The 12921-nt window shown below is 62.7% G+C and carries 13 protein-coding genes; 5 read left to right on the top strand and 8 right to left on the bottom strand.

From position 1 onward, the window contains the following. Positions 1 to 47 precede the first annotated feature (47 nt). Together AB4O05_RS21665 and AB4O05_RS21660 are read left to right on the top strand one after the other, a co-directional pair. Positions 48 to 905, top strand: coding sequence for a LysR substrate-binding domain-containing protein (locus AB4O05_RS21665; RefSeq protein WP_460135373.1), 858 nt, complete (start codon positions 48 to 50; stop codon positions 903 to 905). 100 nt (positions 906 to 1005) lie between these two features. Continuing rightward, entirely contained in the window at positions 1006 to 1713 is a 708-nt protein-coding gene (locus AB4O05_RS21660; protein WP_131698122.1) for a YebC/PmpR family DNA-binding transcriptional regulator, read from the top strand. Between the two features lie 132 nt (positions 1714 to 1845). Here AB4O05_RS21660 and AB4O05_RS21655 read toward each other — a convergent pair whose 3' ends face one another. The 4 genes from AB4O05_RS21655 to AB4O05_RS21640 all read right to left on the bottom strand — a co-directional run bounded on the left by AB4O05_RS21655 (position 1846) and on the right by AB4O05_RS21640 (position 5648). Next, positions 1846 to 3150, bottom strand: coding sequence for a leucine-rich repeat-containing protein kinase family protein (locus tag AB4O05_RS21655; protein WP_460135374.1), 1305 nt, complete (start codon positions 3148 to 3150; stop codon positions 1846 to 1848). 39 nt (positions 3151 to 3189) lie between these two features. Further along, on the bottom strand, positions 3190 to 4284 hold the full coding sequence (gene zapE / locus AB4O05_RS21650; protein WP_460135375.1) for a cell division protein ZapE: 1095 nt from the start codon (positions 4282 to 4284) through the stop codon (positions 3190 to 3192). Positions 4285 to 4407: 123 nt separating this feature from the next. Beyond that, positions 4408 to 5145 carry an anti-sigma factor family protein gene (locus AB4O05_RS21645; protein WP_460135376.1) on the bottom strand — a complete coding sequence of 246 codons (738 nt, stop codon included), beginning with the start codon at positions 5143 to 5145 and terminating at the stop codon, positions 4408 to 4410. Next, complete coding sequence (locus AB4O05_RS21640) at positions 5142 to 5648, bottom strand: sigma-70 family RNA polymerase sigma factor (RefSeq protein WP_460135377.1); 507 nt, start codon at positions 5646 to 5648, stop codon at positions 5142 to 5144. Before AB4O05_RS21640 ends, AB4O05_RS21645 begins: the two co-directional genes overlap by 4 nt. Before the next feature lie 167 nt (positions 5649 to 5815). Here AB4O05_RS21640 and AB4O05_RS21635 point away from each other — a divergent pair, with 167 nt between their 5' ends. Beyond that, positions 5816 to 6898: a catalase family peroxidase gene (locus AB4O05_RS21635; protein WP_460135378.1), complete on the top strand. Its 1083-nt coding sequence runs from the start codon at positions 5816 to 5818 to the stop codon at positions 6896 to 6898. After that, entirely contained in the window at positions 6895 to 7434 is a 540-nt protein-coding gene (locus AB4O05_RS21630; protein WP_460164799.1) for a cytochrome b, read from the top strand. The genes AB4O05_RS21635 and AB4O05_RS21630 overlap by 4 nt, the downstream gene beginning before the upstream one ends. Positions 7435 to 7453: 19 nt before the next feature. On the opposite strand, the gene AB4O05_RS21625 is transcribed toward AB4O05_RS21630, so the two are convergent. Together AB4O05_RS21625 and AB4O05_RS21620 are read right to left on the bottom strand one after the other, a co-directional pair. Continuing rightward, positions 7454 to 8605: a M14 family metallopeptidase gene (locus AB4O05_RS21625; protein ID WP_460135380.1), complete on the bottom strand. Its 1152-nt coding sequence runs from the start codon at positions 8603 to 8605 to the stop codon at positions 7454 to 7456. 464 nt (positions 8606 to 9069) lie between these two features. Next, positions 9070 to 9420 (bottom strand): DUF6124 family protein, encoded by a 351-nt coding sequence (locus AB4O05_RS21620; protein WP_460135381.1) that lies wholly within the window; start codon positions 9418 to 9420, stop codon positions 9070 to 9072. Between the two features lie 131 nt (positions 9421 to 9551). Here AB4O05_RS21620 and AB4O05_RS21615 point away from each other — a divergent pair, with 131 nt between their 5' ends. Beyond that, entirely contained in the window at positions 9552 to 10187 is a 636-nt protein-coding gene (locus AB4O05_RS21615; protein WP_460135383.1) for a LexA family protein, read from the top strand. Here the strand turns inward: AB4O05_RS21615 and AB4O05_RS21610 are convergent. Next, the gene (locus AB4O05_RS21610) at positions 10184 to 12109 is read right to left on the bottom strand and encodes an acetyl/propionyl/methylcrotonyl-CoA carboxylase subunit alpha (RefSeq protein ID WP_460135384.1); all 1926 of its coding nucleotides are present in this window, start codon (positions 12107 to 12109) and stop codon (positions 10184 to 10186) included. The genes AB4O05_RS21615 and AB4O05_RS21610 overlap by 4 nt on opposite strands. Beyond that, positions 12106 to 12912 (bottom strand): gamma-carboxygeranoyl-CoA hydratase, encoded by an 807-nt coding sequence (locus AB4O05_RS21605; protein WP_460135385.1) that lies wholly within the window; start codon positions 12910 to 12912, stop codon positions 12106 to 12108. The genes AB4O05_RS21610 and AB4O05_RS21605 overlap by 4 nt, the downstream gene beginning before the upstream one ends. Between the last annotated feature and the right edge of the window lie 9 nt (positions 12913 to 12921).

Below are 12921 nucleotides of genomic sequence, written 5' to 3'. Positions count from 1 at the left end.
AATCAAATTGTTTGTTGTTATGCAAGCTATCAGTGAGGCCGATAACGATGAACCTGTTCCAATTGCGCGCATTCGATGCCGTGGCCCGCGAGGGCAGTTTTACCCGTGCGGCGGCACGGTTGTTTATCAGCCAGCCGGCGGTGACCGGGCATATCAAGGCCCTGGAAGAGCACTACCAGATCCCGCTGCTGCGCCGTACGGCGCGGCGGGTGGAGGTGACCGAGGAGGGCGCGCGCCTGGCGGCGATCACCCGCGCGATCTTCGGGCTGGTGGACGAGGCCCAGGCCATGCTTGAGGCCAATCGCCAATTGCTCAGCGGGCGCCTGGAGGTGGCGGCGGACGGCCCGCACCTGGTGATGCCGATGATCGCCAGCCTGCGTGCGCGTTACCCGGGCATCACCGTTAACCTGCGCCTGGGCAATGCCCAGGAAACCCTGGTGGCGTTGGTGTCCGAGCATGTGGATGTGGCCGTGCTCACCGAAGTGGAACCGCGCAACGGCCTGTACTTGCAACCCTTGGTCGAATCACGGATTTGCGCGTTGGTACCGGCCGGGCATGCCTGGGCGGACCAGGCCGAGGGTATTGGCCTGGAGCAGTTGAACGAGGTGATCATGGTGCTGCGCGAGCCCGGTTCGATTACCCGGCGCACCTTTGACGAGGCGTGCCAGACGGCAGGCGTGCAGCCCAGGGTGCTGCTGGAACTGGACAGCCGCGAGGCGGTGGCCGAAGCTGTCGCCGCGCGATTGGGCGTGGGGATCGTGTCATCGGTGGAGGTCAGCCAGGACCCTCGGTTGCAGGCGGTGCCGATCCGCGGCGATGGGCTGCTGAACCGGCATATGCTCGGCTGCATGGAGCGGCGCCGTTCATTGCGCCTGATCCAGGCATTTTTCGAGTGGATGCCCTGAGGGGTTTTTGGTGGAACGATGCGTTCTCGCGCTATAAACTCTGCCCCCAAAGCGCCGGCCAGTAGACGTTTCGGCGCGATGGACGAGAAGAGAGTGAGTCATGGGCGCACAGTGGAAAGTCAAACATAAAGAAGCGGCAGCCAATGCCAAGGGCAAAATTTTCGGCAAGCTGGTGAAAGAAATCACCATCGCCGCCCGCAACGGTGCCGACACCGCGACCAACGCCCACCTGCGTCTGGTGGTGGAGCAGGCCAAAAAGGCCTCGATGCCCAAGGAAACCCTGGACCGCGCGATCAAGAAGGGCGCCGGTCTGCTCGGTGAAACCGTGCAGTATCACCGCGTGACCTACGAAGGGTTCGCGCCGCATCAGGTGCCGTTGATCGTTGAATGCGTGACCGACAATATCAACCGCACCGTGGCGGAAATTCGCGTGGCCTTCCGCAAGGGCCAACTGGGTGCTTCCGGTTCGGTGGCCTGGGACTTCAACCATGTCGGCCTGATTGAAGCCTCGCCGGACACCCCGGACGCCGACCCGGAAATGGCCGCTATCGAAGCCGGCGCCCAGGATTTCGAAGACGGTGAAGAAGAGGGCACCACCCTGTTCATCACCGAGACCACCGACCTGGACGCCGTTCAGAAAGCGCTGCCGGAGCAGGGGTTCACCGTGCTGTCGGCCAAGCTGGGCTATATCTCGAAAAACCCGGTGAGCGGTTTGACTGACGAGCAGATGGCTGAAGTCGAGGCGTTCCTGGAAGGCCTGGACAACCATGATGATGTGCAGGATATGTTCGTCGGCCTGGCAGGCTGATTTAGAACTGAATAAACACCGTTCAAAAAGGTGGGAGCTGACTTGCCTGCGATGAGGGCTAAACATCCAACGTTGACGTTGGCTGTTAAATTGCTATCGCAGGTAAGTCAGCTTCCACATGTGCATCGGGTTTCAGCTTGATTCGAGCAACGCCTCGACTTCCTCAAAAGCAGGGCGTTGCAGCACATCAGGCTGGCAGCAGCGTTCGCGCAAGTCTTCCAGCCGCTGGCGCGTGCCTGTATCCAGCCCCGCCTCGATCCGCTCCAGCAACTCCCCCAGCAACACCCCGAACGCTCGCACTTCAATGCGCTGCAAGGCGCGTGTTTCCAAGGTGTCCACGGTGGCATGGAACGACGCCGCGCCGAAGTCACCGAGCAGGCAATCCCCGGCTTCATTCCACAGAATGTTATGGCCGTACAGGTCGCCGTGGGTGATGCCGTGCCGATGCAGGTGCGTGGCCACCGAGGCGATGCCGCGGGCCATGCGCAATGCCACATCAGCGCTGAAGCGGGTCGTGGGTTCGTAGATGTCGCGGGTGCATGAGGCCAGGCTCGGCAGGGCCGCGAGGTTGCGGTAGCTCGGGTCGATCAGGTCCATCACCAGGGCGGCTTGAGCGTCGGGGTGGCCAACGACGCGGCCCTCTATTTTGATCAGGTTGGGGTGCAGCCCGGCGGCGATGCAGGCCTGCATTTCGTGCAGCGGCGAGCCGTCGCTGGTGATGCTGCCTTTGTAGAGCTTGACGGCGACGGGCAGGGCCTGCGGTACCCACAGGGCTTTGCGAATCACCCCCGAAGCGCCTTCGCCCAGCACGTCGGCCAATTCCAATTCGGCCCAGGGAATGTCCGGCGTGGCATCGTCCGCCGCCAGGTCCACGGCCATTTCCACCGGGTTGCCGGCATAGGCCAGCCACGTCAGGCTCGGCAGCCTCAGCAGCCACTCCGGCAGACAGGTGAGGCGATTGGAGGCGATACGCAGCAGTTCCAGGTTTTTGCAGTTGGCCAGGCTTGCTGGCAACCCGGCCAGTTGATTGCCGGCCAGCATCAGTTTTTGCAAGCGTGGTCGCTCGCCGAGTTCGTCGGGCAAGTGGCTGATGCAGTTATCGGTAAGGATCAACCAGCGCAGCAGGGGCGGCAGGGCGGCGGCCGGCACATGGCTGATGCGGTTGGCCTTGAAAGCGATCATGCTCAGTTGTGCGCACTGGCCCAGGCATTCCGGCAGTTCGGTAAAGGCGTTGTCCGAGCAGAACAGCACACGCAGGTGGGGCAGGCGGTGCAGGTCGTCTGGCAGTCGGCTCAGGGCGTTACCGCTGAGGTTGAGGATTTCCAGGGAGTCGGCCAGTTCGAAGATTTCCCGGGGGAATTCGGTAAGCCCGCAGGACAGGTCCAGGCGCGTGATACCGGCCAATTGGCCGGCCTTGAGTTGGGCGAGGGTATGCATGAACGGCGCGGTCACTCGGCTAGGGGGCGTAAAGGGCGCTCATGATACCGGGTCGGGCAGGTGTTGCGGGCTGGCCTGTTGCAATTGGTTCAATCGGCTGGCGGTACGGGCAAGGTCGATGGCCTGGCCGCCCAGAGCCTGTGACAGCGGTTGTTCGCCGATCAGGACCAAGTGCTTGTCCTTGTCGTAGAGCACATCCACCAGGTTGATAAAGCGCTGCTGCACGGCGATTGGGCACTGCGCCAGCTCGGGCAGGCCGTCGATGATCCAATGGTCGAAGTCCTGGCACAGCTGCAGATAGTCCATCACGGCCGTCAGCTGTTCGCACAGGTCATTGAAGGTGACGGCGAGGGTACGTGCCTGGTGGTAACGGCAGATCAATTGCCGGTTGCCCACCGTCAGCGCCCGCGCCGGGCCATGGGTGTCGGGCAGGCCGAGCGCCGCACGCTGGGCCGCTGTGCCGGGCCACAGGTAGTGGCCGGTGGTAAAGCGCTGTGTGGCATGGGCCTGGGGCAGGCTGCGAAAATCCTCGGGCGCACTGACCTCCAGCACATCCATGCGCGCCGCAATCAGGTCGATGACCGGCTTGAAACGCTGGTGGTAGAGCGGGTTGGGCAACAGCGCTTGCGGTGCATAGTTGGAAGTGACCAGCACCAGGACGCCGCGCTGGAACAGGGCCTTGAACAGCCGGCTGATCAGCATGGCATCGCCGATGTCGTGGACGTGGAACTCGTCGAAACACAGCACACGGCAGCCGTCGAGCAGCTCATCAAGGGCCAGGCCAAGGGCATCGTCCGCCGCCTGGTGCGTAAATATGCCCCGGTGCAGCCGGGCAAAAAACTCATGGAAATGCACGCGCTGTTTCTCGGCGACAGGCAGGGCCTGGAAAAAACCGTCCAGCAGCCAGCTTTTGCCGCGGCCTACCGGCCCATGCAAATACAGGCTGCGAGTGGGTTGGCCGGCGAGAAAACGCGCCGTTTCACGCGCCATGGCGGCGATCGCCCGGGCCTGGCCGGCGCTGAGGGTGTAGCCCTGTTGGCGGGCCTTGTTCTCAAAGAACGCCTGGATAGGCGAGTCTTGGTGACGCTCGGGTTGTTTACCGAGCAAGCGACGGATCAGGGGAAGCACGGCCAATGCGAGTCACTCTGTCATGCGGTGGTCGCTCACTTTAGGCGGCGCGCGACGATTTGACCAATAGTGAAGGGCGCCGCCAGCGATCTCGAACAGGCCTGGGGCGCCGCTCGTCGACGCCAGTGGTTAGAACTTGACCAGCGGCGCTGGCGCCTGGTCTGCCGGGCTGACCATCGCATAGTTGTAGCCGGCGCCGGACCAGTATTGCGCCTGCAAGCCGTCCGCCGTGCGGTTGCCGGGGGGCAGGAAGCCGTTGTTCGGGCCCGGCGGGCGGATGTAGAAACTGATGCGCCGACCTAGCGGGTCTTCGTACAGCACCATGGCGGCGGCGCCTTGCTCGGTGGTGAGCAGGCGCCCGCTGACGGGCGTGAAGCCCGATTGGCTCAAGTCCGGCAGACGGTGGGCATGGTTGAAGTAGCGGTCGAGCCAGGCTTGCATCGTGCCGCTGTCCTGGGCGCTGTAGTCGGCGGGCATGATGCCGTCCTGGGCAAACAGGCGGAATGCTTGCATCGCGTCGGCCATCGGCAACAGGGCCGGCTGGGTCGCCTCGCGGGCGTGCCAGCCGCCGACGCCACCCAGGCTGACAGCAACCAGCAGTACCGCCGCCGTTGCGAAGTGGCGGCGCGATTGGTACCTGACGCGTTGGCGAATCAGCGCCGGGTCCAGCGCCGGGTTGGCCGGTTGTTGCAGAGTGCCACTCAATGACGCGCGCAGCCGTTGCGCGTCCTGTTGCCAGGCGTGGACCTGGGCCGCGACATCCGGGTGGGCCGCCAGCCAAGTCTCGAGGAGGCGCCGATCGCTCTCCAGGAGTTGGTGATCGACGTAGGCATGCAAGTCGTGTTCGCTGGGAGGCAGGCTGATCATTTGAGTATCCGCAAGGAAGGGCTGGCAATTTCGCCGTCGCTGAGTTGCCGCAGGGCCTGGCGCGCCCGTGACAGGCGCGACATCACGGTGCCGAGCGGCACGTCGAGTATTTGCGCGACTTCCTTGTAGCTCAGGCCCTCGACCGATACCCACAGCAGCAAAGCGCGCTGTTCGGCGTTGAGTTGATCGAAGGCCTGCAGGGTCGATTCGGCCATCACGGTTCGCTCGACCGACGGCTGCGCATCATCGCGGCCGGTGAAGAACTCCAGCATGCGGGCATAACGGCGCCCGCGGCGGTGGGCATCGAGAAACTGGCGGTAGAGGATCGAGAACAGCCAGGCGCGCAAATCGCCTTCGAGGCGTTTATCGGCCCAGCGGCTGAGCGCGCGTTCCAGGCTCGACTGCACCAGGTCGTCGGCGCTGCTGGCGTTACGGGTCAGGGACACGGCAAAACGCCGCAACCTGGGGATGAGTTCACGTAACTGTTCGTCGAGTTCATGCATGGGGATCTGGCTGGTCACTACGCTGGGACTAGAGAGACGTGCGGCGTTGAGCGTTATTCCATACGCCGAAAAATAAATCCTGGGGTGAGGAATAGAGCACGTTGGCGTTCGTCTCAATGCTCCGACCTTGTGTTTCCCCCTAAGGCCTTTGGCCCTGGAGTCTGTTCATGGTAGATCACTCATCACCGCCCCGTCCTGCGTTAAGTACCGCGAGTCTGATCGCGCGCCTGGCCGGTATCGGCGCCGTGGTTGCGGTTGTGGCCGGGGCATTTGCCTACGTCAACGGTACGCTCGACCCACAACGCCTGCGCCCGAAAACCCTGGTCAATGCCCTGGAAACCAACAACGGCGTGCATCCCGGCTTTCGCCGCAACCATGCCAAGGGCGTCTGCGTGGCCGGGTATTTCGAGAGCAGCGCCGAGGCTCGCGCGTATTCCAGCGCCCAGGTGTTCAGCGAAGCCAAAACGCCGGTGATCGGCCGCTTTGCCTTGCCCAGCGGCAACCCCTATGCGCCGGACAGCAGTGTGCCGATCCGCAGCTTTGCCGTGCAATTCACTCAGGCTAACGGTCAGCAATGGCGCACCGGGATGAACAGCATGCCGGTGTTCCCGGTGGGCACGCCCGAGGCGTTCTATCAATTGCTCAAGGCCGGTGCGCCTGACCCTGCCACCGGCAAACCGAACCCGGCGAATATGCCGGCGTTTTTTGCCGCGCATCCCGAGACCGCGCCGTTCCTGGCGTGGGTCAAGACCGCCAAACCATCAGCCAGCTATGCCACCGAGACTTATAACGGTATCAATGCGTTTTACCTGGTGGGCGCCGATGGCAAGCGCCAGGCCGTGCGTTGGGAGGTGATACCGCAGCATCAGGATGCGGCGGGCGATGTCGCGCCAGACGGCGCCGACTATCTGGAAAAAGACCTGGTGCAGCGCCTGGCGTCCGGGCCGCTGCGCTGGCAGTTGCACATGACCCTGGCCAACCCTGGCGACCCGCTGGATGACGCCAGCAAGCCCTGGACCGGCGAGCATAAGGTCTTGAACGCCGGCACGCTGGTGTTGCAAAGCAGCCAGCCCCAGGCCGACGGTGATTGCCGCGACATCAACTTCGATCCGCTGATTTTGCCCAGTGGTATCCAAGCCTCCAACGATCCGCTGCTGGCCGCGCGTTCGGCCGCGTATGCCAGTTCCTACCTGCGCCGCGCCGGCGAAGTCAGCCCCTTGCACAGTGCCCCTCAGGAGTCGAAGCCATGAATGCTCAACCGCGCTTTTTCGCGCCACTGGCGCGCCTGCTGCACTGGCTGATGGCGCTGATGGTGATCGCCATGCTGTTTATCGGCGCGGGCCTGGCAGCGTCGGTTTCAGAACGGCATGAGTGGTTGATCCACCTGCACAAGCCGTTGGGGATCGCCATTCTGGCGCTGGTGATTGTGCGTTTGGTGGTGCGTTTTTCCACCCGTCAGCCGCCGCTGCCGGCGGACTTGCCTGGGTGGCAAGTGCTCGCGGCCAAGGCGTCTCACGTGCTGCTGTATGCCTTGATGCTGGTGTTGCCGCTGTTGGGCTGGGCGATGATTTCGGCGGCGGGCGATCCGGTGATGCTCAGCAGTTCAGTGCAATTGCCCGCGCTGGTGGCGGCCAACGCACCGCTGTTCGCGTTGCTGCGCAAGGCCCATGGTTACTTGGCTTACCTGCTGTTCCTGACGGTGCTGTTGCACCTGGCGGCGGCGTTGTTCCACGGGCTGATTCGGCGCGACGGTGTGTTGCAAAGCATGACCGGCACCAAGGACTGATGCCGGGGGGCAGGGGCGGTCAGCGCAGGATGTTGACCATATCGGCGACGGTACTCAACACGTCCTTGCCCAATTGTTTGGAACGTTCACCCGACCAACCGGTTTTGGGGTTGGGCGCGTCGTTGTTGTCCTTGAATGGCATTTCCAGGGTCAGGGACAGGCAGTCGTAGCGTTCGCCGACGGCATTGCAGGCCAGGGTCATATTGGCTTCGCCCGGCAGGTCGCGGGTGTAGCCATGGGTGGTCTGGAAGTCGCGGGTCAACGCGCTCAAGTGGCGACGGAAGTGTTTTTCCAGCGCTTCGATGCGTGGTGTGTAACCGGGGTTGCCTTCACACGCGGCGGTGAACACGTAGGGGATTTCTTCGTCGCCGTGGATATCGAGGAACAGGTCGACGCCGTAGTGTGCCATTTGCTCCTGCACGAACAGCACTTCCGGGCTGGTCTGCGGGTTGGCGGTCTGCCAGGCACGGTTGAGGTCCTGGCCCGCGGCGTTGGTGCGCAGGTGGCCGTGGAACGCGCCGTCGGGGTTCATGTTCGGCACCAGGTACAGGTCGGCCACCGCCAGGAGTTTTTTCATCTCGGCATCGCCGTCCTGTTGCAGGCGCTCGATGATGCCTTCCATGAACCATTCGGCCATGTGCTCGCCGGGGTGTTGCTGCGCGATGATCCACACGTTGCGTCGGCCATCGCCACCTTTGCCACGGCGCAACAGCTGGATATCACGGCCTTCGACACTTTTGCCGGTGGCCAGCAATTGGGTGCCGGCGTATTTCAGTGCCTGGTCGATCAGCCAGTCGTGGCGTGCGCGGCTGTAAGGTTCGAAGTAGGCAAACCAGGCGTGCTTCTCGCGGGTTTCGAGGCTGATGTGCAGGATCTCGCCGTCAAAACGCGTGGGTACGCGAAACCAGTTGATATGGTCATAGGACGCCACGGCGTTGTAACCGCTCCACGCGTGCTTGTAGGAAGACTTGCCGGCGTTGCTCAGTCGGAAGGTGTGGGTGTGGCCCACGTGCATGCCTTCGGCCTTGAAGTGGAACCATTGGAAATGTTGGCTGCGAGTGTCGGGTTTGATTGCCAGCAGTAACTGGTAGGCATCGCTGGCGTCGAGTACCTGGATATTGCCACTGTCGAAGTCGGTGCTGATCTTGATGGAGGTCAAGGCCACGGTCATAGTCTGCTTGCCCGAATAGAATGTTGTGGCGGCTATATTACACAGGACTCCAGCAATGGCTGGATGCAAAATTGTTGCGGGGAGGAGGGGGGCGTCGTCCATGACGCCGCCGCAGCTTAGAATCTATGAGATTGATTCTCAAGCGCTATTTCGTAGAGAGGTGGGCTAGAGCGCTCGCCAGGGTTTCTTTTGACGATGGTCTTTTGCTACCATGCGCGCCATCAAGCAACACACAGTCTTCATTAGCCTGAAGCCACGCCAGTAAACTGGCAAAAAAAAGACCCGGCCAAAGAGCCGGGTCAAAAACCGTGATTAGCCTGATGAGGAGATATTCCAAGAGTCCGACCTAAGGTCCCTTGGTCTATCGACTGATCTCGCGATCAGCTGGGTCCAATAATAATCATTATCATTTGCAAGTCAAATGTTTTTATCCGTGGGATAGAAATATTTTTTCTTCGTGCCTGTCACACATTCGCCTGAGCCTCCGGCGCCTGCAACGACCGCTCCACCATCGCCTTCGCCATATCGATCAGATACACCACTGAAAACGCCAGGTCCCGGTGATTCCCGTCATGGCTGTTCGCTGATTCATAGGCCGTGGCCGCGGCGCTGCGCAGCAGGTCCGAAGCGTGTACCAGTGCTTCCTCCTGGCTGATGCCCGGCTTGATGGCAAACAGGGTGTGATCCGCAGTTGGCATCGACATGGATTGTTTCAAGTAAAAGTCCAATGCGCGCTGGGCAGCACCGCTGCTGCGCAGCTCTTGCAGGTCATCGGCTTCAGGTCGTTCAGGCAGGGCGTACGGGCTCGTCGTCATAAGGGGCGGTACTCTGGGTGGGTGTCGAAAACCTTATGCCTGATAATAGTACGTATCGTATTTATGTCGTTTTATGGATTACTACAAACTGTTTATTGCCCTGGAAAATACCTGACGTATCGTCAGGCCCCATGGATAACTGGATAGCGTTGGTCAAGACCAACATGAAAGACCGCAAGGTCACGCAGGGTGAGTTGGCTGAACGCTTGGGCATGTCCCAGGGCGGTGTGGGCCATTGGCTCAAGAAGCGTCGTGTGCCTAGCCTGGCGGACATGAACCGGGTGCTGGAGGCATTGGGCCTGGATTACCTGGAAGTGGTGCAGGAAATTCGCGAGAAAACCGCCACTGCGTTGCCTTCGGCAAAACACTACAACGCGTATTTCCGCTACCCGGTGAGTGACTGGAAAAGCCTCTGCCAGGTCCGCGAGGGGCGCCCGGCCTACGGTGCCGCGCACTTCGAACTGACCGATTACCCTGCCAGGGGCGACGCCTTCTGGCTGCGGGTCAACGGTGACGCAATGACCGCGCCCAGTGGCCCGAGCATCGCGGCAGGCATGATGATCCTGGTTGACCCGGCCATCGCCGCCGAGCATGGCAGACTCGTTGTGGCCCACTGCGCCGACAGCCCCCAGGCGACCTTCCGCCAGTTGCTGGAAGAGAGCGGCCAGCTTTACCTGGTGCCGCTCAACCCCACCTACCCGAAGCGGTTGTTCACTGACGATTGCCGCATCCTGGGCGTTGTCGTGCAGGCGACGGCGAAGTTCTAGTGCGCCGTTTCGAGCTCCACCAGTGCGCAACCTTCGGCAACCATTTCGCCCTCCTGGCAGAACAGTGCCTTGACCACCCCGGCGTGGGGCGCGCGGATGCTGTGTTCCATTTTCATCGCTTCGAGCACCACCAGTGGGGTGCCGGCCTCAACCGTCTGGCCGACGTCCACCAGCAGCCGTACGATGCTGCCGTTCATCGGCGCCGTGAGGCCGCCCTGATGAGATGGGTTGGCCTCAACCGCGGCGATCGGGTCGAACAGGCTCACGCCGTGCATCTCGCCGTCCCAACGCAGGAACAGCGTGCCCTCGCGACGTACCGCCAGGTGTGAGCGACGTACGCCCTGATGCTCGATCAGCAACTGTTCGCCGTTAAGTCGTGCCGTCTCTTCTCCCAGCATCACCAGCCGATCCTGCCCGTTGCAGCTCAAATGCAGCGATACCTCGGCTGGCAGCCCGGCGCGAAAACCGCGCTTGTCGGCCCATGGCCCGTCACCCGCCGGCAAGCTCTGCATGAAGGCCGCACCGGCGGCCTGCCAGAACCCGTCGCTCAACGCTGCGGCCACTGGCAGCAGCTCGTCCTGGTAACGTGGGATAAACCCGGTGTCCAGTTCTGCCGCCGCAAACGCCGGATGGCCGATAATGCGCCTCAGGAAACCCAGGTTGGTCTTCAGCCCGCCCACCGCAAACTCATCGAGCATGTTCAGCAAGCGCAGGCGCGCCTGTTCACGGTCTTCGCCCCAGGCAATCAGCTTGCCGAGCATCGGGTCGTAGAACGGCGAGACGTTGTCTGCCTGCTCGACGCCGCTGTCCACACGGCGTCCCGCGCCCGGCGCGGATTCGCGGTACAGCGCCAGGTGCCCGGTGGCCGGCAGGAAATCATTGGCCGGGTCTTCGGCATACAAGCGTACTTCGATCGCATGCCCGATCAGGGGCACCTGCGCCTGGGTGATCGGCAGCGCCTCGCCCTGGGCCACGCGGATCTGCCAGGCCACCAGGTCGAGGCCGGTAATCGCCTCGGTCACTGGGTGCTCGACCTGCAGCCGCGTGTTCATTTCCATGAAGAAAAACTCGCCACGTGCATCCAGCAGGAACTCCACGGTGCCCGCGCCGACATAACCGATGGCCTGGGCCGCGCGCACCGCCGCTTCGCCCATGGCCCGGCGCTGCTCAACACTCAACCCTGGCGCCGGGGCTTCCTCGACGACCTTCTGGTGCCGCCGTTGGATCGAGCAATCGCGTTCATTGAGGTACAGGCAATGCCCTTGCTGGTCGGCAAATACCTGGATCTCCACATGGCGCGGCTTGAGCAGGTATTTCTCCACCAGCATCTGCCCGTTGCCAAAGGACGACAAGGCTTCACGTTGGGCGGAGGCCAGGGCTTCGGCCAACTGCTCGACATGCTCGACCACCTTCATGCCCTTGCCGCCACCCCCCGCCGTGGCCTTGAGCAACACCGGATAGCCGATGCGCGCGCAGGCCTCGCGGAAGGTCTCCAGGTCCTGGGCTTCCCCGTGATAGCCCGGCACCAATGGCACACCGGCGTTTTCCATCAGCGCCTTGGCGGCGGATTTGCTGCCCATGGCGTCGATGGCCGAGGCGGGCGGGCCGAGGAAGATCAGGTCTGCGGCTTCAATCGCACGGGCAAAGGCGGCGTTTTCCGACAGGAAACCGTAGCCTGGATGAATCGCCTGAGCGCCGCTGGCCTGGGCGGCGGCAATGATTTTGTCGATTTGCAGGTAGCTCTCAGTGGCCTTGCTGCCGCCCAGGTCGACGCAGATATCCGCCTCGCGGCTGTGCCGCGCATCGCGGTCGATGGCGCTGTGCACGGCGACCGTGGTCAAGCCCATGGCCTTGGCGGTGCGCATCACCCGGCAGGCGATTTCGCCACGGTTCGCCACCAGTACGCGGGTCAATGTACTCATGAACGCGGCTCCTGGGGTTGCCAGTTGGGCGCACGTTTTTGCAGGAAGGCTCTTAATCCCTCCTGGCCTTCGGCGCTGACGCGAATCCGCGCGATGGCATTTTCGCAATAGCGGCGCAGGGCTGGCGTGAGGGCGCCGTTGCCCACCTCGCGCAACAGGTCTTTGCTGGCGCGCATCGCTGCCGGGCTGTTGTGCAACAGGTTGGCGATCCAGTGTTCCACGTGTGTATCCAGCTCGTCCGCCGGGTAGCTTTCCGCCAGCAGGCCGATATCCCGCGCCCGCTGGCCGTCAAAACGCTCGGCGGTGAGGGCATAGCGGCGTGCCGCGCGTTCGCCGATGGCTTGTACCACGAAGGGGCTGATCACCGCCGGCGCCAGGCCGATGCGCACTTCCGACAGGCAGAACTGCGCGTCATCGGCGCCAATCGCCATGTCGCAGCAACTGATCAACCCCAGTGCGCCACCGTACGCTGCGCCTTGCACCACGGCCAGGGTCGGGATTTTCAGCTTGGCCAGGTTGTACATCAGCTCGGCCAGTTCGCGGGCGTCGTCGAGGTTGGTGTGGTAGTCCAGCTCGGCCGATTGCTGCATCCAGGCCAGGTCGGCACCGGCACTGAAGTGCCTGCCACGCCCGCGCAGTACCAGGAAACGCAGGGAGGCATCGCCTTGCACCTGGTCGAGGGCGATGATCAGTTCGCGGATCATTTCGGCGTTGAATGCGTTGTTCTTGGCTTCACGACTGAGCCATAGCGTGGCAAAGCCACGGCTGTCGGTGATCAGTTCGAGGGTGTTGAAATCGCTCATGGGGTACAG

Source organism: Pseudomonas sp. S1_G07 (genome assembly GCF_054668565.1).
This window is presented reverse-complemented; position numbering and strand designations above follow the sequence as displayed.